Source organism: Paenarthrobacter sp. TE4293 (genome assembly GCF_050435325.1).
GTDB classification, from domain to species: Bacteria; Actinomycetota; Actinomycetes; order Actinomycetales; family Micrococcaceae; genus Arthrobacter; species Arthrobacter nitroguajacolicus_C.
In genome coordinates this window covers 224,052-247,237 of the sequence record NZ_JBNJRY010000008.1, presented here as the reverse complement: position 1 = coordinate 247,237, position 23,186 = coordinate 224,052, and the positions used below count along the sequence as shown (strand labels likewise).

General features: G+C 64.1%; 21 protein-coding genes and 1 pseudogene. 7 read left to right on the top strand and 15 right to left on the bottom strand.

Annotated elements, in window-relative coordinates:
* Positions 1-823: 823 nt before the first annotated feature.
* Genes rpsN through rpmB form a run of 3 tightly spaced genes read right to left on the bottom strand, consistent with a single transcriptional unit; the run spans position 824 to position 1,537 of the window.
* On the bottom strand, positions 824-1,129 hold the full coding sequence (gene rpsN / locus QF015_RS17365) for a 30S ribosomal protein S14 (RefSeq protein WP_011776360.1): 306 nt from the start codon (positions 1,127-1,129) through the stop codon (positions 824-826).
* A 4-nt stretch (positions 1,130-1,133) separates the two neighbouring features.
* Complete coding sequence (gene rpmG, locus QF015_RS17360) at positions 1,134-1,301, bottom strand: 50S ribosomal protein L33 (RefSeq protein ID WP_003798558.1); 168 nt, start codon at positions 1,299-1,301, stop codon at positions 1,134-1,136.
* Positions 1,301-1,537: a 50S ribosomal protein L28 gene (gene rpmB, locus QF015_RS17355; RefSeq protein WP_011776361.1), complete on the bottom strand. Its 237-nt coding sequence runs from the start codon at positions 1,535-1,537 to the stop codon at positions 1,301-1,303. The genes rpmG and rpmB overlap by 1 nt, the downstream gene beginning before the upstream one ends.
* Positions 1,538-1,933: 396 nt before the next feature.
* On the opposite strand from rpmB, the gene QF015_RS17350 reads away from it, so the two are divergent.
* The 3 genes from QF015_RS17350 to QF015_RS17340 are packed head-to-tail and all read left to right on the top strand — an operon-like array spanning position 1,934 to position 4,618.
* The gene (locus QF015_RS17350) at positions 1,934-3,394 is read left to right on the top strand and encodes a ferredoxin reductase family protein (protein ID WP_429390285.1); all 1,461 of its coding nucleotides are present in this window, start codon (positions 1,934-1,936) and stop codon (positions 3,392-3,394) included.
* Complete coding sequence (locus QF015_RS17345; protein ID WP_429390284.1) at positions 3,391-3,843, top strand: FMN-binding protein; 453 nt, start codon at positions 3,391-3,393, stop codon at positions 3,841-3,843. The genes QF015_RS17350 and QF015_RS17345 overlap by 4 nt, the downstream gene beginning before the upstream one ends.
* A complete protein-coding gene (locus QF015_RS17340; RefSeq protein ID WP_429390283.1) occupies positions 3,827-4,618 on the top strand; it encodes an FAD:protein FMN transferase in 792 nt (263 codons plus the stop codon). The genes QF015_RS17345 and QF015_RS17340 overlap by 17 nt, the downstream gene beginning before the upstream one ends.
* Here the strand turns inward: QF015_RS17340 and QF015_RS17335 are convergent.
* Positions 4,615-5,379, bottom strand: coding sequence for an SGNH/GDSL hydrolase family protein (locus QF015_RS17335; RefSeq protein ID WP_310207115.1), 765 nt, complete (start codon positions 5,377-5,379; stop codon positions 4,615-4,617). The genes QF015_RS17340 and QF015_RS17335 overlap by 4 nt on opposite strands.
* A gap of 42 nt (positions 5,380-5,421) precedes the next feature.
* Positions 5,422-5,901, bottom strand: coding sequence for a MarR family winged helix-turn-helix transcriptional regulator (locus QF015_RS17330; RefSeq protein WP_310207118.1), 480 nt, complete (start codon positions 5,899-5,901; stop codon positions 5,422-5,424).
* Between the two features lie 68 nt (positions 5,902-5,969).
* Between QF015_RS17330 and QF015_RS17325 the strand changes: the two genes are divergently transcribed.
* A complete protein-coding gene (locus QF015_RS17325) occupies positions 5,970-6,257 on the top strand; it encodes a YciI family protein (protein WP_310207121.1) in 288 nt (95 codons plus the stop codon).
* Here QF015_RS17325 and QF015_RS17320 read toward each other — a convergent pair.
* From QF015_RS17320 to QF015_RS17290, 7 genes are all read right to left on the bottom strand, one after another.
* The gene (locus QF015_RS17320) at positions 6,233-7,057 is read right to left on the bottom strand and encodes an SGNH/GDSL hydrolase family protein (RefSeq protein WP_429390282.1); all 825 of its coding nucleotides are present in this window, start codon (positions 7,055-7,057) and stop codon (positions 6,233-6,235) included. The two genes, QF015_RS17325 and QF015_RS17320, sit on opposite strands and share 25 nt — an antisense overlap.
* Positions 7,054-7,884, bottom strand: a complete 831-nt coding sequence (locus tag QF015_RS17315; protein ID WP_429390281.1) for an SGNH/GDSL hydrolase family protein — start codon at positions 7,882-7,884, stop codon at positions 7,054-7,056. Before QF015_RS17315 ends, QF015_RS17320 begins: the two co-directional genes overlap by 4 nt.
* Before the next feature lie 442 nt (positions 7,885-8,326).
* Positions 8,327-9,382: a siderophore-interacting protein gene (locus QF015_RS17310; RefSeq protein ID WP_310207129.1), complete on the bottom strand. Its 1,056-nt coding sequence runs from the start codon at positions 9,380-9,382 to the stop codon at positions 8,327-8,329.
* Positions 9,379-10,203 (bottom strand): ABC transporter ATP-binding protein, encoded by an 825-nt coding sequence (locus tag QF015_RS17305; protein WP_310207132.1) that lies wholly within the window; start codon positions 10,201-10,203, stop codon positions 9,379-9,381. The genes QF015_RS17310 and QF015_RS17305 overlap by 4 nt, the downstream gene beginning before the upstream one ends.
* Before the next feature lies 1 nt (position 10,204).
* Positions 10,205-11,317 carry a FecCD family ABC transporter permease gene (locus tag QF015_RS17300; RefSeq protein ID WP_429390280.1) on the bottom strand — a complete coding sequence of 371 codons (1,113 nt, stop codon included), beginning with the start codon at positions 11,315-11,317 and terminating at the stop codon, positions 10,205-10,207.
* On the bottom strand, positions 11,314-12,429 hold the full coding sequence (locus QF015_RS17295) for a FecCD family ABC transporter permease (protein WP_310207137.1): 1,116 nt from the start codon (positions 12,427-12,429) through the stop codon (positions 11,314-11,316). Before QF015_RS17295 ends, QF015_RS17300 begins: the two co-directional genes overlap by 4 nt.
* Before the next feature lie 5 nt (positions 12,430-12,434).
* Positions 12,435-13,505 carry an iron-siderophore ABC transporter substrate-binding protein gene (locus QF015_RS17290; protein ID WP_310207140.1) on the bottom strand — a complete coding sequence of 357 codons (1,071 nt, stop codon included), beginning with the start codon at positions 13,503-13,505 and terminating at the stop codon, positions 12,435-12,437.
* Between the two features lie 490 nt (positions 13,506-13,995).
* Here QF015_RS17290 and QF015_RS17285 point away from each other — a divergent pair, with 490 nt between their 5' ends.
* Positions 13,996-14,490 carry an FBP domain-containing protein gene (locus tag QF015_RS17285; RefSeq protein ID WP_429390279.1) on the top strand — a complete coding sequence of 165 codons (495 nt, stop codon included), beginning with the start codon at positions 13,996-13,998 and terminating at the stop codon, positions 14,488-14,490.
* Between the two features lie 101 nt (positions 14,491-14,591).
* Here the strand turns inward: QF015_RS17285 and QF015_RS17280 are convergent, their stop codons facing one another.
* From QF015_RS17280 to QF015_RS17270, 3 genes and pseudogenes are all read right to left on the bottom strand, one after another.
* Positions 14,592-18,068 carry an ATP-binding protein gene (locus tag QF015_RS17280; protein ID WP_429390278.1) on the bottom strand — a complete coding sequence of 1,159 codons (3,477 nt, stop codon included), beginning with the start codon at positions 18,066-18,068 and terminating at the stop codon, positions 14,592-14,594.
* Between the two features lie 182 nt (positions 18,069-18,250).
* Positions 18,251-19,153: pseudogene (locus QF015_RS17275) on the bottom strand (DUF4194 domain-containing protein); the annotation flags it as partial.
* Complete coding sequence (locus tag QF015_RS17270) at positions 19,146-20,603, bottom strand: DUF3375 family protein (RefSeq protein WP_429390277.1); 1,458 nt, start codon at positions 20,601-20,603, stop codon at positions 19,146-19,148. The pseudogene QF015_RS17275 and the gene QF015_RS17270, both read right to left, overlap by 8 nt.
* Before the next feature lie 246 nt (positions 20,604-20,849).
* On the opposite strand from QF015_RS17270, the gene QF015_RS17265 reads away from it, so the two are divergent.
* Positions 20,850-21,152: a hypothetical protein gene (locus QF015_RS17265; RefSeq protein WP_310208560.1), complete on the top strand. Its 303-nt coding sequence runs from the start codon at positions 20,850-20,852 to the stop codon at positions 21,150-21,152.
* A gap of 62 nt (positions 21,153-21,214) precedes the next feature.
* Entirely contained in the window at positions 21,215-23,179 is a 1,965-nt protein-coding gene (locus QF015_RS17260; RefSeq protein ID WP_429390276.1) for an acyl-CoA dehydrogenase family protein, read from the top strand.
* Positions 23,180-23,186: the final 7 nt, after the last annotated feature.

Below are 23,186 nucleotides of genomic sequence, written 5' to 3'. Positions count from 1 at the left end.
TGGCACACTATTGAGTTCTCAAACAACAGACACTACCGGCACCACCCACACCCCACAGGGTCCAGGATCGCTCCGGAGCAACTTTTCAAACTTACCCGAACAACCCGACCTTGGCAAATCAACGTTTCCGCGATGACCAATCGATTGCCCGGCCCCCACCCAACACCGGCACACACAAAGCGCGCCACTTTTTCGGGCTGTTATCAAGGGGGTCGGCCACCGCAGTTCCCAGCTCCAGGCTGTCTCACTCGCGGCGACTCAGAAGACATTACACGCCCCCAAGCCCCCACACAAATCCACGCCCTCACCACCCAAAAACCCCGTCACCACAAGCCAAACAGCCCCACAAAACCCCCAGACCGCCCCGAAACCCCCAAAAACAGCCCGCGTGAAGCCCATCACACACCCGAAAGCTCCCATCGTCCCGGCCAACCCCCCAACCCCACCCCCGCCGTCGACCATTCACTCAAACCCGCGAAAGGTGAGAGAGCATCCCGCCCAAACGGGCGAAAAGTGAGAGAGCATCCCGCTCAAACGGCCGGAAGGTGAGAGAGCATCCCGCTCAAACGGCCGGAAGGTGAGAGAGCATCCCCCACAAACCCGCGAAAGGTGAGAGAGCGTCGAAAGGAGGCGGGGGACATCCGGCAGCGCGCGTCCAAGGGAGGAACGACCGAGCGCGCAGAGGATGGCCCCCGCATCCGCCGCCGCCCCAGCCGTCGCGGCCCAAGCACGGGTCGCAACCCAATCTCGCCCCCACGACCACGCTTAAACACAAAAAGGGCCGGCAACCATAACGGTTGCCGGCCCTTTCAGAGCTTCGTGATTACCAGGAAGACTTGGTGATGCCCGGGAGCTCACCGCGGTGAGCCATGTCGCGGAAGCGAACACGGGAGATACCGAACTTCTGGAGCGTGCCACGGGGACGGCCGTCGATCTGGTCGCGGTTACGCAGACGGATCGGGGAGGCGTTACGGGGCAGCTTCTGCAGGCCGAGGCGTGCAGCTTCGCGTGCTTCGTCAGTCGCGTTGGGGTCAACCAGGGTCTTCTTCAGTTCGAGACGCTTGGCAGCGTAACGCTCAACAATGACCTTGCGCTGCTCGTTGCGAGCAATCTTTGACTTCTTTGCCATGTGTTTAGCGCTCCTCTCGGAATTCGACGTGCTGGCGGATCTTGGGGTCGTACTTCTTCAGGACCAGACGGTCCGGGTCGTTACGACGGTTCTTGCGGGTTACGTAGGTGTAACCCGTGCCCGCGGTGGACTTGAGCTTGATGATCGGACGTACGTCCTTGTCCTTTGCCATTAGAGCTTTACTCCTCGTGCCAGGATGTCGGCGACGACTGAGTCGATGCCGCGTACGTCGATGGTCTTGATGCCACGGGCTGACAGGGTCAGCGTGACATTACGGCGCAGGGACGGAACCCAGTAGCGCTTCTTCTGAATGTTCGGGTCGAACCGGCGCTTGTTGCGACGGTGCGAGTGCGAAATGCTGTGTCCAAAGCCCGGCTCGGCTCCGGTCACTTGGCAGTGTGCTGCCATGACTCTCCTCCAAAGATTGAATGTAACGGCGTGCAGATGTTCCTGCGTTACCGTGCGACAGGCAGCGTCCGCATCCGGGTCCAAACCATTTCGGTAGTTTCCGCAGCAAGTGCGGCGAAGAAGGTTGGCCTCAGGACCGGGCAGTGATGAACACTGGAACAGATCCTGGGATACCGGGCGAATACAGGAATGCACGCAACTTGAGCCCCTAACTACCGGCCACCGGGACGTCGGAAAAACCGACAGTCACCACCAACCGGAGCAATTGCACACGAACCGCACTACCTAGCGCCTAACTATTCTACGGGCCAGGCCAAATTAAGACCAATCCGGCATCATACGCCCCCGAAAGCTCTTTCACAGCAGAACGAAAGGATGCCCGGCGAGTCTTGAGCCATGACCTCGTTAATGACACCTGACACTCCGGTGGAAAGCACTCCGGCGAGCGCCGCGCCCCAGCGGCCTGCCGCCGTCGAACGCTTCCGTCCGCAATCACGACGACGGCTGGTCCGGGCAGACCTCCTTGGCGCCTTGGGATGGTTGTCGGGTGTGGCTGCGGTGTCCCTGTGGCTGGCTGATGGCGGTGCCGGCGGCTTCTCGTCCTTCGCCGGGACCATGACGGCCCTGGGCATCGTGGCCGGACTCCTGGGCATGGATGTCGTGCTCTTGATGCTCTTGCTCGCGGCCCGGATTCCGTTCATCGACACCACGATCGGCCACGACCGTGCCCTGGAACTCCACAAGAACCTGGGCAAGCCGGCCCTCTACCTGCTCCTGGCCCATGGCATCCTGGTTGCCATCGGTTATGGCGCAGCCGAAGGTCTCGATCCGCTCAGCGAGGTGGCCTCCCTGTGGGTCAACGTGCCGGACATGTGGCTCGCCATGCTGTCCATGGCGCTGTTCATTGCCGTGGTGGTCACATCGTTGGTGGCAGTCCGGCGCAGGTTTCCCTACGAATTTTGGTACGCGGTTCATCTGCTGACCTACGCCGCTGTCGGAACTGCCATCCCCCACCAGTTCAGCGTGGGCGGCCTTTTCGCGGAGGGCACCTGGCAGCGCTGGTATTGGCTCGCACTCTGCGTCGGCACAGGCGCGGCCCTGCTCTTCTATCGGGTTTGCCATCCACTGGCTGCAAGTTTCCGGCATCGACTGACAGTCAGCCGGGTGGTCCGGGTGGCTCCGGACGTCTTCAGCATCGAAATGACCGGACAGCGCCTGGGGCGGCTGACCGGCACTGGCGGCCGGTTCTTCGTGTGGAGGTTCCTCGCCCCCGGGCACTGGTGGCAAGCCCATCCCTTCAGCTTGTCCGCCGAACCGGTCGCAGCAACGTCGACGGGTCAGGGGAAACTGCGCATCACGGTCAGGAATCTCGGAGCCGGCTCAGCACGGTTGGCGCGCATCAGGCCCGGAACCAAAGTGGCCATCGAAGGGCCTTACGGCTTGTTCAGCACGGGCGCGCGATCCCGCAACGACGTGGTGATGATCGGTGCCGGCATCGGCATCACTCCCCTGCGGTCGCTGCTCGAGTCAACCCCCTTCGACCCCGGCCACGCGACAGTTCTCCTGCGGGGACATGACGAATCCGAACTTTTCCTCGGGAGGGAGATCATGGCCCTCTGCCAGGCACGCGGCGTTACGCTCTTCCACCTCACCGGCCCCCGATCCACCGGCAACCACGCCTGGCTCCCCGAGTCGGCCGCCACGGCAGGCTTCACGCTCAGTTCTTACGTCCCGGGCATCACCGGGTCCGACGTCTACATTTGCGGCCCTACTCGTTGGGCTGCCTCCGTCATCCGGGACGCCGAAGCGGCAGGTGTCCCCGCGGAACAACTCCACTACGAAAGGTTTGACTGGTGAGACTACGGGCAGCCATGGCAACGGCGGTGGCCTCCGCCGGCATCCTGATCGCAGGCTGGCAGGCGGGGGCGCACGTCACCCAGACTGGCACGGCAACAACTACCAGCCTCAGCAGCAGCGGCACAGCCGGAAGCGCCACCGCTTCGGGCAGGTCAACTACCGGAAGCACGACGGCGGCAACGTACGACGGCGCGGCTGTCCAGACCCGCTTCGGTACAGTCCAGGTGCGGGTGACCCTCCAGGACGGCAGGATCACCGAGGTCACGCCCCTGCAACTCACTGACGCAGAACGGAAGTCCGCCCAGATCAGCAGCCGCGCAGCTCCGGTGTTGCGGTCGGAGGTCCTCCAGGCCCAGTCGGCCAACGTCCAGACCGTCGGCGGGGCGACCGTCACCAGCGACGCCTACCTCACCTCACTCCAGGCAGCCCTCGATGCAGCCAACTTCTAGCGGCTACCAACTCCGTGCCCGGTCGTTCCGCAGCATGGGCACCGTGGTGAGCCTGACAGTGGCGAGCCGAACCCACGCCGATACCGCCGTGGACGAACTTGAGTCCGCCGTCGAGGTTATTGAGGGAATCTTCGCGCAACTGGACCAGACGTTCAGCCTGTACAGGACGGGTTCCGAAGCGAGCCGGTTGGGGCGGGGTGAACTGGTGCTGGCCTCTTCATCGGAGATCGTGCGGGATCTTTACGCAGAGGCGGCTGAATGGAGGTTGGCGACTGAAGGGGCTTTCACGGCTGACCGTCCGGACGGCACCCTGGATCTTTCCGGAATCGTGAAGGCGCATGCGACGCGGGAAGCTGCGCTGTCCCTGGGTGCCTTGGGGCTCCGGAACTGGTGCCTGAACGCCGGCGGGGATGTCCTGGTGAGTGGGTCCCCGGGACCGGAGACGCATGAACCGTGGCTTGCCGGCATCGTGGACCCCTTGGATCGCCAAGCCCTGCTGGGCGCGTTCCGGATGGAACCCATGAGCGCCCTGGCGACGTCGGGATCGGCCGAGCGGGGCGAACACATATGGGCCGTTGGTGGTACCGCGCCGGAGTTTATCCAGGTTTCCGTCGCAGCGCCTGACATTGTCACCGCCGATATCCTCGCGACGGCCATCGTCGCCGGTGGCACGCGGACGCTGGATCAGGCCGTTGACCGATGGAAGGTAGCAGTGCTCGCGGTGCGTCCCGGCGGCGCATTGCTGGCGACGCCGGAGTTCCGGGCGGCCGCCTAGAGGGGCCTGGTCAGCTCAGGGTATTTCGGGCTCAAACCGTCGCCGGAGGACACGCCGCGAACACGACGGGCAACCCATGGAGCTGCCGATTCCCGGACCCAGCGCGCGTTGGCCTTGAGTGCTTCAACACGGTTCATCAAACGGACCGGTGCCAGTTCGGGAACCTCGATCACGTGCTCATGCTCAAGGACATCGAGTACCCGCTTTGCCATGTTGACGTGGCCGGCGGTGGACATGTGCATCCGGTCCTCGCCCCAGAGGCGCCAGTCGTCGTACTCGTCGAACCGCCAGTAATCCACCAGCAAAGCACCGTGGTTCTCGGCAATTTCGCGCACGAGTTCGTTGTAGATCGCCGTGCGTCCACGCATGGCGCTGAACACTTTGGAGCTCTTCGCATCAAAGCCCGTGAAGAGGACCACAGTGGCGCCCGTCGCGCTTAACTTGGCGATGCCGGCGTCGTAATCGGCCAGAAGCGAGTCAATGTCGATCTTGGGCCGCAGGATGTCGTTCGCCCCCGCGTACAGGGTCACCAACGTCGGCTTCATGGCGACGGCGGCATCCACCTGCTCCGCCATGATCTGGCGCAGCTTCCTGCCGCGGATGGCAAGGTTGGCGTAGCCGAAGTCCTCATTGCTGCGGGCCAATTGCCCGGCGACGACGTCGGCCCAGCCTCGAACGCCGTTGGGACGCTGGGGATCGTCGTCGCCGACGCCCTCAGTGAACGAGTCCCCCAGGGCAACGTAACGGGCAGAAAAATCCATGCCGTCAGTCTGCCACTTCAACGCTCGGCGCCACAAAGCACCTCACGAGTCCCGGAGGATCCAGTGGTTGTTGTCGAGGCGGGCAACGATCTTCTCGCCGATCCGGGCAAGGTCCGCGACGTCTTCGGGGCTCAGTGGATCAAGCATCAGCGTACGCACGGATTCCACGTGGCCCGGCGCGAGGGACACGATGGTGGACATACCGGCTTCGGTCAGGTGCGCCACGGTGACGCGGGCATCGCCGGGGTGGGCCTGCCGTTCCACCCAGCCGCGCTTCTGGAGCTTTGTCACCACGTGGGAAAGGCGCGACAAGGAGGCACTTGTGCGCGCAGCGAGCTCACTCATGGGAAGGTAGCGACCCTCGGTTTCGGAGAGCATCGCCAACACGTTGTAGTCGAAGAGGGACAGTTTTCCGACCGACTGAAGCTGGGTGTCCAACGCCGAGGGAAGCAAGGTGTTGATGCTCAGCAGGGCCAGCCAGGCACGGCGTTCGTCGGCGTTCAGCCAGCGGGGTTGAGTCATGAATCCATCTTAGGAGAATTCACAGCTTCCTTAGGTCCGGGCCGCGGCCCACCCGATAGGCTGGCGGCATGTTCGTAGTCTCTTTGACCTACAAAGTTCCCGACGAAATTGTCGACTTCCACCGCCCCGGCCACATGGCCTGGCTTAAGGACGCGTTCGACGGCGGCATCTTCCTTGCGTCCGGACGCCGCGTCCCAGCCACGGGCGGCGTTCTGCTGTCCAAAGTGGACAGGGCCACGTTGGATGCATCGTTGGCCAACGACCCGTTCTACAGCAATGGCGTGGCCGAGTTCGAAATCATCGAATTCACGGCAACCAGTGTTGCGGAGGGTTACGAAAACCTGCTGGACAGCTGAGGAACCTGCGCTTTCGCAGTGCCCAGCCGTTCGGGCAGCACCACTGGCATGAGCTCCGGCCACCGCGCCCCCAAAAGGTCGCCGCTGGAGACGCCTCGAAGCCGTCGCGAAAACCAGGGCCCGACGTCGCGCCTCAGCCAGGCGACGTCGTCGGCGATGTTTTCGACGCGGCTCCTGGGGCGGGGCGCCGCGAGCCTCGGCGACTGGAGCGAGTGCCGCGCCCCCAGCACCTCCAGGACTTTCCTGGCCATATAGCTGTGCCCGGGTGATGACATGTGCAGGCGATCGGGAGCCCACATCCGCGGGTCTTGGAACTTCTCGAAGCACCAGTAGTCCACCAGGAGCGTTCCGTACTTCGCTGCGATGCGCCGGACGTGGCGGTTGTAGATAGCCGTGCGGACCTTGAGTGGCTCCAGCAGGGGCGACAGGGGAACGTTGTACCCCGTGAACAGCAGCACCGTGGCCCCGCTGGATGTGATCCGCTGAACGGCATCCTCGTAGTCCCGCATGAGTTTGGCCAGGTTGAGTCTCGCCATCAGGAGGTCGTTGCCGCCCGCATAGAAGCTGACCAAGGTGGGTTTCATGGCCAGGGCGGGCGCGAGTTGTTCGTCCACGATCCGACGGAGACGACGCCCCCGGATGGCAAGGTTTGCGTAGCGTGCCCGGTCATCGTGCCGGGCGAGTTCCTCGGCTACCCGGTCAGCCCATCCCCGGCAATTGTTGGGAAGCCTGAGGTCGATGTCACCGACGCCTTCCGTGAAGGAATCGCCGAGCGCAACGAACCGGATGGCGTTCTTCACGGCGATGCCTCTTCCACGAGTTTCTTCAAACCGCCTTTTCGGGGGACCTTCACAGGCTGGGGCCAGCGCGGGCTGAGGGCGTCGCCGAGCGTGACACCACGCAGTTTGCGCCCGAACAGCGGGACCACCCAGTCATTGACCCAACGACGCTGCCGGCGTTCCCATTCGCTCAGGGACAAGCGCGTGGGCGGATCCCATTCCTTGGGAGAGATCTTGTGCGGGACGTTGAGGTGGTCCAGGACCTGTGCGGCCAAGTATTTGTGGCCCGCCTTGGACATGTGGAGCCGGTCCGGAGCCCACATCCTTGAGTCCTTGTAGGCGTCGAAGCACCAGTAATCCACCAGCACCGCGTCGTACTTTGCGGCAATGTCCCGGACTCTCTGGTTGTAGAGGGTGTTCCGCTTCTTGAAGGGTTCCAGCACCGCGGAGACTTTCACGTCAAAGCCCGTAAACAGGACCAGGGTGGCGCCGGTTTCGCTCAGGCGTGCGACCAGGAGTTCGTAGTCGTTGAGGAGCGCATCCATGTCGGTACCAAAATCAAGGATGTCGTTTCCGCCCGCATAGAGCGTGATGAGCGTTGGCTCCATGGCCAACGCGGGCTCGAGCTGTTCGTCGATAATGTGCCGGAGCCTCTTGCTGCGCACCGCCAGATTGGCGTACTCCCAGCCCGGCTGTGCCTTGGCCAACTTCTCAGCGACCCGGTCGGCCCATCCGCGGACGCCGTTGGGCAGGACCTTGCTCGGGTCCCCCACGCCTTCGGTGAAGGAGTCCCCGATGGCGACATACCGCCGTCGAACCTTACTCCGGTCACCGAATTCCTCCCGCACCCTACCGAAGCTACCCGCCCCCGGTTACACGGGAGCCAACCGGAGGTAAACCAACGCTCTCTCACCAACCGCCCCAATCACGGCAACGCTCTATCACCAACCGATAGAGCGTCCCGCTCAAGCACACAAAAGGTGAGAGAGCGTCCGGCTTAAGCACACAAAAGGTGAGAGAGCGTCCCGCTCAAGCACTCGAAAGGTGAGAGAGCGTCCCGCTCAAGCACACAAAAGGTGAGAGAGCGTCCGGCTTAAACCCGCCAAAGGTGAGAGGGCGTCGGTAGGTGACGAAAGGATGGGCCGGGTGGCGGGCATCCGGCAGCGTGCGTCAAAGCGACGAAGGAGCAGCACGCCGAGGATGGCCGCCAACCGACCCCTCCAGCTCCGGCCTCTCCAGCTCCTGCCCTTCAGCGCCGGCGCCGGCGCCGCGGCGGACCAGCCGAGGAGACTAGCCCTCCGCCTTACCCCGTCGCCAGTACCCCATGAACGCAACCTGCTTGCGGTCGATACCAACGTCCCGCACCAGGTAGCGCCGCATTTCCTTGATGACAAACGCTTCACCGGCGATCCAAGCGTAGAACGGCAATGCACCAGCGGGAAGGGTGGGGTTCTTGGTGGCCTCGATCGCGGCCGTGTCCATGCGCTGGGGTGTTTCCCAGAGGATCTCCTGGTCAACGTTGACGTCTTCGGGCTCGGGACCGGCTGCGGTCCCTTCGCCCTTGATGCCCACCCAGCCTGGCACGGGGACGGCCTTGCTGACGGCTTCCTTAAGGAGTTCACCATGGGGGCGCGAGCGTCCGATCGCTGCACCGCGGGCCAGCCAGGTGATCTCGATGTCGGCTGCCGTGGTGATGTCCTGGAAGTCACCGGCTTCGGGTACTTCCAGGAAAGCGTGGCCGGTCATGTCGGCGGGCAGGCTTTCGAGGATGGCGCTGATGGCGGGGACCGCGGTCTCGTCACCGGCGAGCAGGACGCGCTGGGCCAGGCCCGGACGCCATTCGATGCCCCCGTACGCACCGGCGGTGGTGCACTGGGCTGCCCGGTTGTTGGGGCCGATGATGGTGAGCGCATCGCCGGGTTTGGCTTCCTTGGCCCAGTTGGCTGCGGGTCCGCCGTGGCCGGCGTCGTCGAAGTGCATGACGAAGTCGATGTCGATCTCGGGGTAGACGGCGTCCAGGCGCTCGGAGCGCACGGTGTACGTCCGCATGTCACCACGGACGGACGGGTCCATGGCGAGCCACTCCCGATACCACCCGGACTCTTCCATGTTGAAGGCCGGCAGCGGAATGACGTTTCCGTCAGCGTCGAAGGACGGAATCATCAGCTTCACCCGGAGGTCCAGGGTGTCCCCGGCGACGCCGAAGCCGCGCAGCGAATAGCCGCCGAAGGTGATCCGGCGGAAGTTCGGGCTCAGCTCCTGCACTGCCGTCACGGTGACGTCGAAGGCGAGGGTCATGGGCTCCACGGCGGAACTTGCTGTTGCCTGTGTCGGTTGTGCACTCATGAGGCGATCTCCAGTTCGTTGGTTGAAGCGGGGCGTGCGTGGTGGCGTCCGATGGGGACGATGAGCGGTGTACCTGAGATGGGGTCCGGAACCACGCGGGATTCCAGGCCGAACACATTGAAGACCAGTTCTTCGGTCACTACGACGGGAGCCGGACCTTCGGCCACGATGCACCCGCCCTTCATGGCGATGACATGGTCGGCGTAACGCGCTGCCAGGTTGAGGTCGTGGAGCACGATCGCCACAGTGGTGCCGCGGCTGCGGTTGAGGTCGGTCACCAGGTCCAGGACTTCCACTTGGTGGGCGAGGTCCAGGTAGGTGGTGGGCTCGTCCAGGAGCAGCACGTCGGTTTCCTGCGCCAGGGCCATGGCGATCCACACGCGCTGGCGCTGTCCACCGGACAGTTCGTCGATGCTCCGCTCTGCGAGTGCGAGCGTGTCGGTGGCGTCGAGCGCGCGCTGCACCGCGGCGTCGTCCCCGGCGCTCCAGCTGCGGAAGAAGCCTTGGTGCGGGTAGCGGCCGCGGCCCACGAGGTCCCGGACGGTAATGCCGTCGGGGGCGGTGGGGTGCTGCGGAAGCAGGCCGAGGGTGCGGGCCAGTTCGCGGGCGGGACGGGTGTGGATGTCCTTGCCGTCGAGGGTTACCGAGCCACCTGCGGGCTTGAGGAGGCGGGACAGACCGCGGAGCAAGGTGGACTTACCGCAGGCGTTGGCGCCCACGATCATGGTGACTTTGCCCTCGGGGATCTCGGTGGTGAGACCCTCCACAACCTTGCGCTGCTCGTACTGGAGCGTCAGGTCCTTGGCATTAAGGATGGCCATGTCAGGCCTCCTTTCGGTTCGACGTGACCAGCAGCCACAACAGGAAGGGTGCACCGAGGGCGCCGGTGATGACGCCAACGGGGAGGACGGTTCCGTCGAGGATGACGGGGGCAATGTTGGCAGCGAAGAAGTCGGCCAGGAGCACAATCAGCGCACCGGTGAGGGCCGACGCCGGGAGGCTGGGTTTGCGGACGATACGGCGGGCAATAGGGCCGGCGAGGAACGCGACGAACGCCACGGGACCGGCCGCGGCAGTGGCGACGGCGGCAAGCCCGACGGCGGTCAGCACCAGTCCCAGCCGGGCGGCGTTGACCTTGATGCCCAGGCCTGCGGCTGCGTCGTCACCGAGTTCGAGGATGCGCAGCGGGCCAGCCAGGGCAATAACGGCGGGCACTAGCACCAGCAAGGAGGCAGCGAGAACGCCTGCGCGGTCCCATGTGGCGGAGTTCAGCGATCCGTTGAGCCAGATGAGGGCGTCGGCGGCGGTGCGGATGTCAGCGCGGGTCATGAGGAAGTTGACCACTGCGTGCAGGGCTGCGGCGATGCCGACGCCTGCAAGGATGAGTCGGTTGCCGGCCGCGTTGCCCCGGCTTCCTCCGCCTGCACCGGAGCCAGTGCCCCGGGAAATCGCGTAGATGATGGCTGCAACGCCGAGCGCACCACCCAGGGCAGCCCAGGAGACGACAGCTCCCGATGCTCCAAAGATCACGATGGCAGTCACGGCCGCCGCGCTGGCACCGTAGCTGATACCGATAATGTCCGGGCTGGCGAGCGGGTTGCGCAGCATGGTTTGGAAGAGGGCACCGGCCAGGCCGAAAGCGACGCCGATCATGGTTCCCACCACTGCGCGCGGCAGCTTGTGTTCCATGACGATGAAGCTTGCGCCGGGGATCTTCTCGCCACCTGTCAGGTGGTTGATGACGATGGTGAAAAAGTCCGGGATGGTCACGGTGTAGCTGCCCAGGAGCACGTACACCGCAAACATGACCACAAGGGCCAACCCGAGGAAGAAGGTGGGGCTCAGCACGCGCCGAAGCAACGGTTGATGCCCATGTTTGGGGGAAGTATTGGCATTAAGTGCCATCCCGGTGGGGAGCTTGTGAATGGTGCTCACAGTCCTGCCCCTTTTCCGCGGCGGATGAGCCAGACGAAGACAGGAGCGCCGATGATCGCGGTCATGATGCCTGCCGGGACTTCACCGGGGAGCAGGATGACGCGGCCGATAATGTCGGCGGTGATGAGCAGGATGGGCGCCGACACCAGGGAGAACGGCAGGATCCAGCGGTAATCCGGACCGGTCAACGAGCGGACGGCGTGCGGAATGACGAGGCCAAGGAAGGCGATGGGTCCAGCCACTGCAGTTGCGGATCCGCAGAGCAGCACGATGCCCAGCCCGGTGACGGCACGGGAAAGGGCAACGTTCTGGCCGAGGCCCCGGGCAATGTCGTCGCCAAGAGCCAGGCTGTTCAGGATGCGGCCGCCGGCCAGGACTATCAAGGCCCCGATGGCAAGGAATGGCAGCGCGGGCAGCAGGACGGACCAGTCACGTCCACCAATGGTGCCAACCTGCCAAAAGCGGAAACGGTCGAAAGTGTCCTGGCTCGAGACCAGGATGACGTTCATCAGGGAGAACAGGCCGGCGCTGAGGGCCGCTCCCGCGAGGGCGAGCTTGACCGGCGTCGCACCGTCACGTCCGCGGGACGCAATGGCATAAACGACGACGGCGGCCGCTGCGGCGCCGATGAAGGCGAACCAGATGTAGCCGGACAGCGAGCTGATGCCGAACACATAGATGCCGACCACCACCGCGAGGGCGGCGCCGGCGTTCAATCCGAGGATGCCGGGATCGGCCAGTGGATTCCGGGCCACTCCCTGCATGGCTGCACCGGCAAGGCCAAGTGCACCTCCGGCAAGCAGACCAAGGACGGTCCGCGGGATCCGGGCGATGACCACCGCGTGGTTGCCGTCGGCCGGGTTGAAGTTGGTGAGGGCTTCCCACACGGTGGTGAGGGGAAGTCCGCGGGCACCGATCGCCAAGGATGCGATGCAGACGGCTGTGAGTACGACGACGGCTACCAGCAGCCAAGCGGAGCGCTTGCCTGCCGTGCCGCGTGAACCGGTTTCTCCTCCGGTCACTTTGGCATCAGGGGTGATGCCTCCCGGGCCAGCCGGCACCGAAGTGCCGCTGCCCCGCCCCTGGAGTGCCGTCGTCGTACTCAGCTTCATTGCAGTTACTTGCCCGCTGCGTCTGCTGCTTTACCCAGCTGCGGCAGGAACGTGTCCAGCGCCCACGGCAGGCTCAAAGGTGAGGAGGCGGAGATGGAGAGCGTCAGCGTCTGGTCCGAATCAGCAACCAGGGCGCCCTTCTTGATGGCCGGGATCTGTCCAAGCAGCGGGTCGGCCTTGATGGCGTCGGCGGTGGTGGCGTCCGGAACCCAAGTGACGAAGACGTCGGATTCGAGCTCATTGGCCTTCTCAGCGGACCACGGGATGAAGAATTCCGTAGCACTCTTAGTGTTTTCGGTAACCACCGGCGCCAGCTTCATGCCGATTTCGGAGAGGAAACGGGGGCGGTTGTCGATGGCCGTGTAAACGTTGGCGCCATCGCCCTTGGCGGGTTCGAGGTTGCCGTAGATGAAGGTCTTGTCCTTGATCTGCGGGAACTTGGAGACCTTGTCCTTGACCGTGGCTTCGGTGTCTTCGATCAGCTTCTTGGCTTCGGCTTCCTTGCCCAGTGCCTTGCCGATCAGGGTGGTGCTTTCCTGCCACGGCGTGCCGTAGGCGAGCTCCGGCTGCGCTACAACCGGGGCGATTTCGCTGAGCTTCTTGTAGTCGGCCTCTTCCAGGCCCGAGTACGCGGCCAGGATGACGTCCGGGCTGAGCTTGGCGATCTCGGTGAAGTTGATGCCGTCTGCTTCGGAGAACTGGACCGGAGCCTTGTCGGTGCCAAAGCTGGCGCCGAGCTTCTCCAGTGCCGCGTCCTTCCACGGGGTGGAGCCCTTGTCGTTGTTGCCCCATTCGTTCTTCGGTACGCCAACCGGGACAACACCCAGGGCGATCGCGATGTCGTCATTGACCCACGAGACGGTAACTACGCGCTTGGGCTGTTCCTTGATGGTGGTCTCACCGAAGACGTTCTTGATCGTCACGGGGAAAGCTGCGGATTCTGCCTGCTCAGTTGCCGGAGAAGACGTTGCCGGACCAGTGGAGCAGCCGGTGAGGGAAAGAGCGACGGCGGCCAGGGCGGCCGTCGCGGTTCCTGCTGTTTTGAGCAGGGCGCGGCGTGGGAGAAGGGAAGCCACGGGACTCCTTAAGTAAGTGATGCGAACCTAAGTAAGGCTAGCCTAGCCTCCCGATAATTAAGAAACGTTTGCGTCACCTAATCCGCGATACCGGCTAAATGCGACGCAGATCACACCCTCTCTCACCTCCCACCCCCTTCAGCCGAACCCTCTCTCACCTCCCGCCCCCTTCAGCCGAACGCTCTCCCAGTGGACATCCACCCGGAAGTTTTGGGAGTATGGGCGACAGCGGACTACCGCTTCTTACGGATATGAACGAGGGGATGAGCGTGCGCACTGCTTCAGTTGCTGCAGCCATGGTTGGCGAGGTGGCCGCATTGGCCTGCTTGGCACTCCCCCACACGTCGGCATCCTTCTAGGCACTAACCCAGCACCCGTTTTGGGGCCTCTTTGCAGTGCCCTCTTTCTCCGATGACCGACGTCTTCTGCTCATTCCCGCGCGCCCTCCAGAAGCGCGCGGACGTCGACCATTTTCGAAAGAAGCATCGCCATGCAGAAAATCACTGCCCAACAGATCCGTTCATCCTTCATCAACGCCAGCCGATCCGAGGCTGCCAAGGTCAACCTCCCCCGCGACTTCGAATCCCTCGACTGGGACAACCTGGAATTCCTCGGCTGGCGGGACGAGAAAATGCCCCAGCGCGGATACCTCGTGGTTCCGCACCGGGGCAAGCTCACCGGCATTTTGCTTCGCGCGCCTGAAGGTGGCTCGGGGAAGAGACGGGTAGTCCTCTGCGAATTGTGCCGAGATGTGTTTTCCAAGGACGACGTCTACCTGTGGGTCGCCAAGAAGGCCGGGCAATCGGGCAAGGACGGCAACACCGTCGGGACGTTGATCTGCGCGGAGTTCGGCTGCAGCGCCAATGTCCGCAAGGAACCACCCGTCAACGAGATCAATCCGGACCCGGCCGCCGTCGTGGTCCGTCAGATCGCCGGACTGGAACAGCGGACCGAACAGTTCTTGGACCGGGTCAAGGCTAAGTAGCGTTCCCGAACCCGCCCAAGTAGGTAGCAGCACAGGCCGTTGTGGAGCGTCAGAACGGCTTTAACTGCTGCCTACTTGGGGCTGCGGGGCGAAAGGCGACCCTAGCGCAGGACGATGTCCACGGGGTTTGCTTCGGACCGCCATGCGCCGGGTTCCCCCGGTCCGGCGATCACGGGAGCTGTCAGCACGCCCGACCGGTTGGTGCGCTTGTCCCGGAGGATTTCCGTGACGGAGCCGAGGTGCCTGGACAGATCGATCACGTTTTCAGGAGCGGCGAGCAGGAGCTGGAACCCGAACTCGTGAAGCGCCTTGATTCCGGCGCCTGCGAACTCCTCGGAGGCCAGCACGAAGGCTTCGTCCATCATCACGGTTCCGTACGTCGTGAACCCCTGCTCGGCGATGCCCAACTGGTAGCTCAGTGCCGCCGCCATGATGAACGCCGTGAAACGCTGGCGCTCACCACCGGACATGGACCCGGTGTCGGCGTGCATGAAGACCTCGGTCTTCTTCTTGCCCGACGTGCCGGCAACCGCGGCCTTGCCCGGCTTCGAAGCAACTTCCCGGTGCTCCTTGCATTGGATGAACAAGTGCCCCCGGACGTCCAGGACCTCGGCTCGCCACCGCCGGTCTTCCGGTGTTTGCGATCCGAGCCTCTTCACCAACGTTTCCAACGACTTATAGCGCGCGGTGAGTTCGGCGTCGTCGTCGGTTTCCGTTGAGGAGGCTGCAGCGCCACGCGATGGCCGGGTGTGCTTCGCCTTCAGGGCGTTTTGGATGGCGTCCTTGAACTGTTTTGCCGTCGCCGGAAGCGTCTGCTTGATGTCCAGTTCCAGGAAGCTGCCCTCGTGGAAATTGACCTGGGACAGGATGCCGTTCAGCGGCAGGATGCGGCTGGTGATGCTGCGGCGTTCTTCATCCAATAGATGCAGGAGCGTGCTGAAGGACTCGTGCGTGCGCTGGTTGAAGAACAGCCGGAATTCGGCCTCCTGCGCAGGCAGGCCATCGCTGACGATCGCGTGGTACCGGGATTCGAAGTCGCCCGCGGCTCCGATCGATGTGCCGTGGTCGGCGCTGATGGCGCTTCCCCAGTCGCGCACGAACGCCTCGAACATGCGGGTCAACCGTTCGGCCGTCGCCTGGCCTCGGGATTCGGCGGCGTGCAGCTCGTCCAGCAGCTTGTTGCGGACGCTGTTGGCCAGGTTATCCAGCTCGTACAACTCGGAAACCTCGCCGACGCCGGCGAAGTACGGTTCCAGTGCCGCCACGGTGGTGCCCGACGGCGGTGCTTGCTCGAGCTTCAGCCTCGCCGCATCGAGCAGGCCGTCAGCGGTGGTCATCTTATGGTCGAGGGCTTTGTATTCGCTCTGCAGGACGGCAGTCGTACCTGTGGAGGACTGGTGCTTCTCCCGCACAGCTTCGATGGTGGCTCGTAAGGGCTCAAGGTCTGCCTGCGCGGCCAAAGCGTCAGCGAGGCGCTGTTCGATCCGGGCAAGTTCGTCTGCGGCGACGGCTGCGGATACTTGTTCCCACGGCCGTTCATCCTCAGCGACGCGGCGCAGCGCTTCGAGTTGCCGGGCCATCCCCTGGTGCGAATCCTCGCGGCTCTGGGCCAGCTCCGCGGCTTTGGCCAGCTCATTTTCAAGCTCACCCACGCGCGCGGCAACCAACTCCAGCTTGGAGGCGTTGTCGAAGCCCAGGACGTAATCCTGCCGGCCCGTGAAGCGGTCATCCTTCTCCACGGTGTGCCGGTTGCGTTTCACCACACCGCCCAGGCTGAGGCCCTTGTCCAAACGTGCCAGCTCGTCGGGATCCTCCACGCACGGGTACGCGAAATCCAGGGCGATCCGCTCGCGGATCCATTCCCCGGCGTCGGCATTGGCACCCGAGGTGAGGATACTCAACTTAGTCAAGAGGTCGCCGTCGGACACGTCCTCCACAGCCAGTGCCCCGCCGGCCAGGGGCTTGGACACATCAACAGCGCGCAGCGCGCCCCTGACGGTGTTGTCGTTCAGGTATCGGGTGACTGCCGCGAAGTGCTCGCCAGGCACCAGCAAGGTGGTGGCAAGGTTGCGGAGGGCTCGCTCGGCGGCCGGACGCCACTGGTCCTGCCCTTCGGCGAGGTCAATCAGCTCGCCGCCAAACGGCATCCGCTCTTCCGGGACGCCGGTGGCCGCCGCGATGGCGGCCCGGTTTTCAATGCTCGACGGCGGAAGCAGGGACTTGCGCGACCGCAGCGAAAGCAGCTCCTGCTGGGCCGCCGCGAGTTCGCGCTTCTTGGTTGCATGGCCGTCGAAGGCCTCGAACCGAAGCTCCTTCAAGGCTTCCGAATCATCCTTCAACTCGGCGGAGCGGGCCGCAGCCTGCTCGTGCGCCTGGTCCCACCCTTCGGCGGACCATTCGAGGTTCAGCCCCGCGTCGGCCAACGCCTTCCTGGCCGAATCCTCCACCTGTTGACGAAGCTTCAGGCCAACCTTGGCGTTCTCCAGCGACTGCTCGATCGCCGAAATCGCGTTGCCGCCACGGTTGTTGTAATCCAGTTCAAGGTCGCGGAGCTCTTTGGCCAAAGCGTCCCGCACGGTGCGCTCAGCGGCGAGTTCCTGGGCTTTGGTCTGGGCCAGCTCCTTGAACCGCGCCAGCGTCTTGGCGTGCACCGTGACCGCGAGCTTCTGCTTGTAGGCCTCGAACTCTTCGCCGGCCAGCTCCCGGAGACGGTTCGCGTCCAGGAGCGCCTGCGCGTATTCCTTGTTCAGGTCCGGAACGGGTGCCAGCTGGTCGCGCTGCTGCCGCACATCCTCCAACCGCTGCCGGATGGACATCAGGTTGCTGAATTCCTCCACCACATCATCAGCAGCGGCAAGCGTGGCCGGAGCGTCGAGCACCTGATCGCGGAAGAACGTATTCACGCTGCCGCCCAAGCCCTTTCCGGCCTGGATCACGCGAAGCAGCGGCAGGGCCTGGTCCGAGTTGATACCCAGGAGCCTTCGGAAGCGCTCGGCGAACGCCTTGTGGACGTCGAAAACCTGACCATCCGGGAAGATCGACTCCAGCGCGCCCTTCGTGAACCGCTTCTGCGCAATCCCCTCAATCGCCTCAAGGTCCAACGGCTTGCTGTCGATCACGTAGAAACGCCCGACGCTGGACTCCGTGCCGTTCTTCGGCAGGTCGAACAGCGCCGACACCGTTACCTTCGTGCCGGCGGCGTTATCAAACGTCAGCGCGACGGCGGACCAGGTGGCACCGGGTCGCTGGAACGCACTCGCTGAGCTGTCGCCGACGGCCTTGTCACCGACCTTGCCGCGCATGTAGGTGAACGTGGTCCTCTTGTCCTCCACAGCACCGCCGGACCGCTGGGCCGCAGCCTCGTTGGAGCGCGGGCGGGCATCAAAAACGCGGAGCATCGCATCAAACAGCGTCGACTTGCCAACGCCGGAGTTACCGGTGAGCAGAGTGCCCTTGCGGTCCACGTGCATGGTGTGGGCGCCATGGAACGTGCCCCAGTTGACCACCTGCACCAACGCCAAACGCATCTGGCCGGGGTTCGTCAGCTCGCCGAGCGGGAGCATGCTTGCGATGGTCACTTTGTGATCCCTTCAGCGTTGGCTCCGTCCGCTGCGGTACCGGACACATGCTCTGCATGCTCGCTCGTGCCTCGCTTAGACGCCTGCTGCCGCATGTCTCCGGCATCGCCGCTCGTGCCGTTCCCGACTTCAGAGGCATCACTGATTTCATCCGAAGAACGCTCGACGTCGGCGCTCACCTCAGCGGACCCGTCACCTTCTGGGTCGTCGTCCAGGTCGTCACCTGTGGGGGTGGGTTGGTTTGAGTCGGGGTCCAGGTCCAGGAGGGGTTCTGTTCCGGACTCGTCGGCTGCTACTGCTATCAGGGCCTCGATTTGGGCTGGGATGTCGCCGATGTTTTCGAAAGGCAGGGCCAGTGGGAGGGCGTTGCTGATCGTGTAGCTGTCGTCGAGTGGGGTGGGGAGGAGGAGTTGGCGGGCCAGGAGCTTGGTGATGGTCCGGGTGACGACGTCGGAGTCGCGCAGGGCATCCTGCTGGCCGGCCGGTGTGTAGTTGGCGACGAGGTCCGAAATTTCTTCCCGGGTGATCGTCGGGTCCGTTTGGGCGGTGACGTGCCGGTCCAGCAGCAGGCGAAGGCGCAGCAGGACGATGGTTTCCACGCGGCTCAGGGCACGCTGCTGCCGGAGGATGCTGGAGCGGGAGCTTGCGCCGATGATCTCCGGATCGACCGGGCGGAGGACTGCGATCTTGCGGTCATGGTCCAGTTGGAGGGTGAGGAAGAGTTCGGAGAGCCTGCTGCGGAGAATCAGCTGGTTGTCCAGAAGGGTGGTCCAGAGCTTCTCGTCGCGCCCGCCGTCGATGTACGGGCCCTTCAGGAGCTTCACCAGGGCGTGGCGGACCTTCATGGGCAGCACGCCGGTGTCGCCGGGGAACAGCGCGGCGCCGTCCACGAAGGAGTCGCGGGGTGTGACCCGGAAGGGATCCGCGTGACTATCTGCGTGACCGATGTCAGCAGTGGGTTCAGCCGCTGCTTCAGCGGGCTCGGGCGCTTCCTCGTCGGCAACGTCAGCCGCCTCTTCGGTGACCTCATCCGCTTCGGTGGCGACCGCCGTCGTGATTTCCTCAGTGGTGATTTCCTCAGTCATCAGAATCCTCATTCAGTGTGACGACAGGCAGGTACGCGGTGCGGATGCTGCCGTCGATTTGTTCGAAGTCGATGGGTTCCCAGGCGGCCCGGTCAAAAGCGGCGCCGCTCTGCAATGCCATGGAGAGCAAGGTCCGGACCGTGTTGATGTGCCGTTCCTCGGCGGGAAGGTTTTCCCACGCGTCGCCCACGGTGGCGGCACCGGCCATGGCGGCCCGCACAACAGCAGGCTTGGCCTTGCCGGTGCGTGCCGACCGGACCCGGTCCGAGTCACTGAACGCGATGGGGTCGGCCAGGCGCGGGGGCGTGGCAAATTCGTCGGGATCGAACAGCTTGACCATGGCGAGCGACTCGAACCCGGCGTTGTACAGGACAGGTCCACGGACCAAACCGGGCCGGTCCCGTTCGTATGGCATGGACCGGATGGCTTGCTCCGCCTCGGCCAACACCTTTCGAAGGCTGACGGACTGCCGGACGTCGTCGCTTTGGATGTAGGTGTTCAGGCTTTCGGAAAGCTTGCCGTAGATACGCTGGATCTGGCTGTGCTGCTGCCGCAGTTCAGCCACCAGGTTTTTCAGTGTCTCGCGGTCCTCGTGGGAGAGGTCATCGGCAAATTGCCGGCTCAGCACTTCACCGATCGCAGACCGGAAACGCACCTGCTGCTGCGGATCCTCCAGGAACGCGGTGAAGGAGCGGAAAGTACGGCCCTCCGGGCTTTGGCGCAGCCGCTTGTCGGCCTCCAAAACCTGGGCCATGGTGGCGCCCTTGCTCAGGGACTCCTCGATGATCTGGTTTCGGAGCTCGCCGACCAGTTCCTCGATGCGGTCACGCATCTTCTTGTAGTCCGCGGGCAGGCTGGCGGCAAGGTCCAGAATGTTGCCGGCGGCTTCCACAGCTTCTTCGTCGTCCAGGAGGCCATCGAACTCACCCGAGCTGATGTCCTCCACCAGCTGCTGCCGCTCTTGGATTTCCTCTTCGAGGGCTTCCAAGCGGGCGCTCTGGTCCGGGTTGGTTTCGTTGGCGAGCTTCTCCACGTCGCCCAGCAGCGTGCCGAGCCGTGATCCGTTCAGCGTGGAACGCTCGCTGGAAAGACTGTCCAGGAACGCGAGCACACGGGCGGCGGGTTCTGTGACTTCGTAAACGATCTGGCCCGACTGGTTGCGACGGGTCAGGAACTGCTTGCGGGTCCATTCGTCACCGAACAGCTTGCCGTTCTGCTGGCCGCCCAGCGCCGGGTCCTGCCGACGGAGCTGCTCAAGGAAGGCGTCGACGTCGGCATGGAACTCTTCGAGCGGAAGCTGCGGCCGGGTGCGGGTAAAGGATGCCTGCAGCACCGCGATCACCCACGGCGCCGAACGCGTCAGGGCCCATGCAGGGCCTTTGGTCAGCTGCTCAAGGTCGCGAAGCCTCGCGCTGATGGCATCGGCGGAGGACATGGCTGAACGGGACAACTACTCTCCTTCAGCTGCTGCGAAACCTGGATGGCAGCGGAAACTGCCCCGTACAAGGTTAACGCAGAGCGTCGGAAGCCTCCCACCGCAACCATTTCGTAACCTACCGCGCGGTATGGTTTCGATCCCATATCAACGCGTCCACGAGGCGTTTCCGCTCTGGCTGGAACGCACCCCCAGCTCTACTGTCAGAACATCGACGCAGCCACGCCGCCGACCCACGCACCGTCGCTCCGGGGGGAAACCATGGATTTCGATTTCACTGCGCTGGAAACAGGCACCTACGTAGTCATTGGAACGCTGGTTTTTGCTGCACTTTTGGTGGCATTCATCGCAGCAGCAGCCATGGCAACAATCATTCTTATCGGGACCATGGGCATGGTCTGGTACGCCGCAAAGGCTGTTCTCGGCGGCCTTGTCCACGGTATTAATTTCGCGTGGGACAGCTTGGTCCACCACGCTGGACAGGTGGAAATTCCGGCGGAATTCCAGCCGCAGATTTCCACTGGCACGGGTAGCTACCCGCGGGTAGCATTGAGGGACAGCTGAAGGGTTCCCACCCGAGGCGGACCCTGGCTCCATCCGGCACAACCGGCTAGAGGAGTTACCCCATGACGTCCGCCACTGACAACAGTCTCGCCGCCGCAAGCGTCAATGCCACCGCTGAAGAAGCCCGCGCCGTCGCCGAAGCCGCGCGTGAGACCGAATGGAACCGGCCCAGCTTCGCCAAGGGCCTCTACCTCGGCAGCTTCGACCTCAGCCTGATCCATCCGTGGCCACAAGCCCGGGCAGAGGACGTGGAACGGGGTGAAGAGTTCATGGGCCGCCTTCTCACGTTCGCCGAGACCATGTCCGGCCGCATCATAGAACGGGACGCCAGGATACCCGACGAGTACCTCAGGGGACTCGCGGACCTTGGCGTCTTCGGAATGAAAATCCCGCGCGAATACGGCGGATTGGGGTTGTCCCTGGTCTACTACGGACGTGCGCTTGCCCTGCTGGGGTCGGTACACCCGAGCCTCGGCGCACTGATTTCCGCCCACCAGTCCATCGGCGTCCCGGAGCCCGTCAAGGAATTCGGCACGCCCGAGCAGAAGCAGGAGTACCTGCCGCGCTGCGCGGCCGGCGCCATCACCGCGTTCCTCCTGACAGAGCCCGACGTCGGCAGCGACCCCGCGCGCATGGGCGCCACTGCCGTGTTGTCCGACGACGGCGGTTCTTACGTTGTGGACGGCGTGAAACTCTGGACTACCAACGGCGTGATCGCCGAACTGGTGGTAGTCATGGCCAGGGTCATGCCCCACACCGATGCCGATGGCACCGAGCACAAGGGCGGCATCTCCGCGTTCGTGGTGGAGATGGACTCCCCCGGTATCACGGTCGAGAACCGCAACGCCTTCATGGGCCTGCGCGGGATCGAAAACGGCGTGACCCGCTTCCACCAGGTCCGGGTTCCCGTGGCCAACAGGCTCGGGCGCGAAGGCCAAGGACTCAAGATTGCCCTCACCACCCTTAATACGGGCCGGCTTTCCATCCCCGGCCTCTGCGTTGCCGCTGGAAAGTGGAGCCTGAAGATTTCCCGCGAATGGTCCAACGCCCGGACCCAATGGGGACGCCCCGTTGGCAAGCACGAAGCCGTGGGCAAGAAGATCGCGTTCATCGCCGCCACGACTTTTGCGTTGGAGGCCGTCTTTGAGCTCTCCGCCGAAATGGCCGACGCCGGCCAGAAGGACGTTCGCATTGAGGCCGCCCTGGCGAAGCTGTGGTCGACGGAGCTGAGCTGTCGGATCGCAGATGAACTGGTGCAGATCCGTGGCGGTCGAGGCTTCGAAACCGCCGATTCCCTTGAAGCCCGGGGCGAGCGGGCCGTGCCTGCCGAGCAATTGCTCCGGGATCTTCGCATCAACCGGATCTTCGAGGGTTCCAGCGAGATCATGAAACTCCTGATCGCCCGCGAAGCAGTGGACGCACACCTTGCCGCCGCGGGCGACCTCGCCTCAGCGGATGCGAGCCTGCAGGACAAGGCGAGGGCCGCCGTCGGGGCCTCTGGCTTCTACGCGAAGTGGCTGCCGAAGCTTGTGGCGGGCGCCGGCATGGACCCACGGTCCTACGCTGAGTTCGGGCGTTTGGGCAAGCAACTGCGATTCGTTGAAAGGTCCTCGAGGAGGCTTGCCCGGCAGACCTTCTACGGCATGGGCAGATGGCAGGCGAAGCTCGAGCACAAGCAGGCGTTCCTGGGCAGGATCGTGGACATCGGAGCCGAGCTGTTCGCGATGGCCGCGTGCTGCTCGCGGGCCGAGATGCTGCTCCGCAAGCACCCCGAACAGGGTGCCGCCGCCTTTGAACTGGCAGAGGCATTCTGCGAACAGGCCCGCATTCGGGTGGACGAATACTTCGACCAACTGTGGAGGAATACTGACGACGGCGATCGCGGACTTTCGCATAAAGTCCTCGCCGGTGATTACGCCTGGCTGGAGGCCGGGGTCCTGGACCAGTCTGAGGGAACAGGGCCGTGGATCGGTGATGCTTCGCCGGGCGCGTCCACCAAGGAGAACCTGCACCGGAACTACCGGTAGCGCGTGG

Excerpts from the sequence above, each read along its gene's own strand:
- QF015_RS17285 (WP_429390279.1), top strand. The coding sequence starts at position 13,996 with ATGCAGAAAATCACTGCCCAACAGATCCGTTCATCCTTCATCAACGCC.
- rpmG (WP_003798558.1), bottom strand. The coding sequence starts at position 1,301 with ATGGCAAAGGACAAGGACGTACGTCCGATCATCAAGCTCAAGTCCACC.
- QF015_RS17260 (WP_429390276.1), top strand. The coding sequence starts at position 21,215 with ATGACGTCCGCCACTGACAACAGTCTCGCCGCCGCAAGCGTCAATGCC.
- QF015_RS17340 (WP_429390283.1), top strand. The coding sequence starts at position 3,827 with ATGCAGCCAACTTCTAGCGGCTACCAACTCCGTGCCCGGTCGTTCCGC.
- rpmB (WP_011776361.1), bottom strand. The coding sequence starts at position 1,537 with ATGGCAGCACACTGCCAAGTGACCGGAGCCGAGCCGGGCTTTGGACAC.
- QF015_RS17265 (WP_310208560.1), top strand. The coding sequence starts at position 20,850 with ATGGATTTCGATTTCACTGCGCTGGAAACAGGCACCTACGTAGTCATT.
- QF015_RS17305 (WP_310207132.1), bottom strand. The coding sequence starts at position 10,203 with ATGGCCATCCTTAATGCCAAGGACCTGACGCTCCAGTACGAGCAGCGC.
- QF015_RS17330 (WP_310207118.1), bottom strand. The coding sequence starts at position 5,901 with ATGACTCAACCCCGCTGGCTGAACGCCGACGAACGCCGTGCCTGGCTG.
- QF015_RS17325 (WP_310207121.1), top strand. The coding sequence starts at position 5,970 with ATGTTCGTAGTCTCTTTGACCTACAAAGTTCCCGACGAAATTGTCGAC.
- QF015_RS17335 (WP_310207115.1), bottom strand. The coding sequence starts at position 5,379 with ATGGATTTTTCTGCCCGTTACGTTGCCCTGGGGGACTCGTTCACTGAG.
- QF015_RS17295 (WP_310207137.1), bottom strand. The coding sequence starts at position 12,429 with ATGAAGCTGAGTACGACGACGGCACTCCAGGGGCGGGGCAGCGGCACT.
- QF015_RS17350 (WP_429390285.1), top strand. The coding sequence starts at position 1,934 with ATGACCTCGTTAATGACACCTGACACTCCGGTGGAAAGCACTCCGGCG.
- rpsN (WP_011776360.1), bottom strand. The coding sequence starts at position 1,129 with ATGGCAAAGAAGTCAAAGATTGCTCGCAACGAGCAGCGCAAGGTCATT.
- QF015_RS17310 (WP_310207129.1), bottom strand. The coding sequence starts at position 9,382 with ATGAGTGCACAACCGACACAGGCAACAGCAAGTTCCGCCGTGGAGCCC.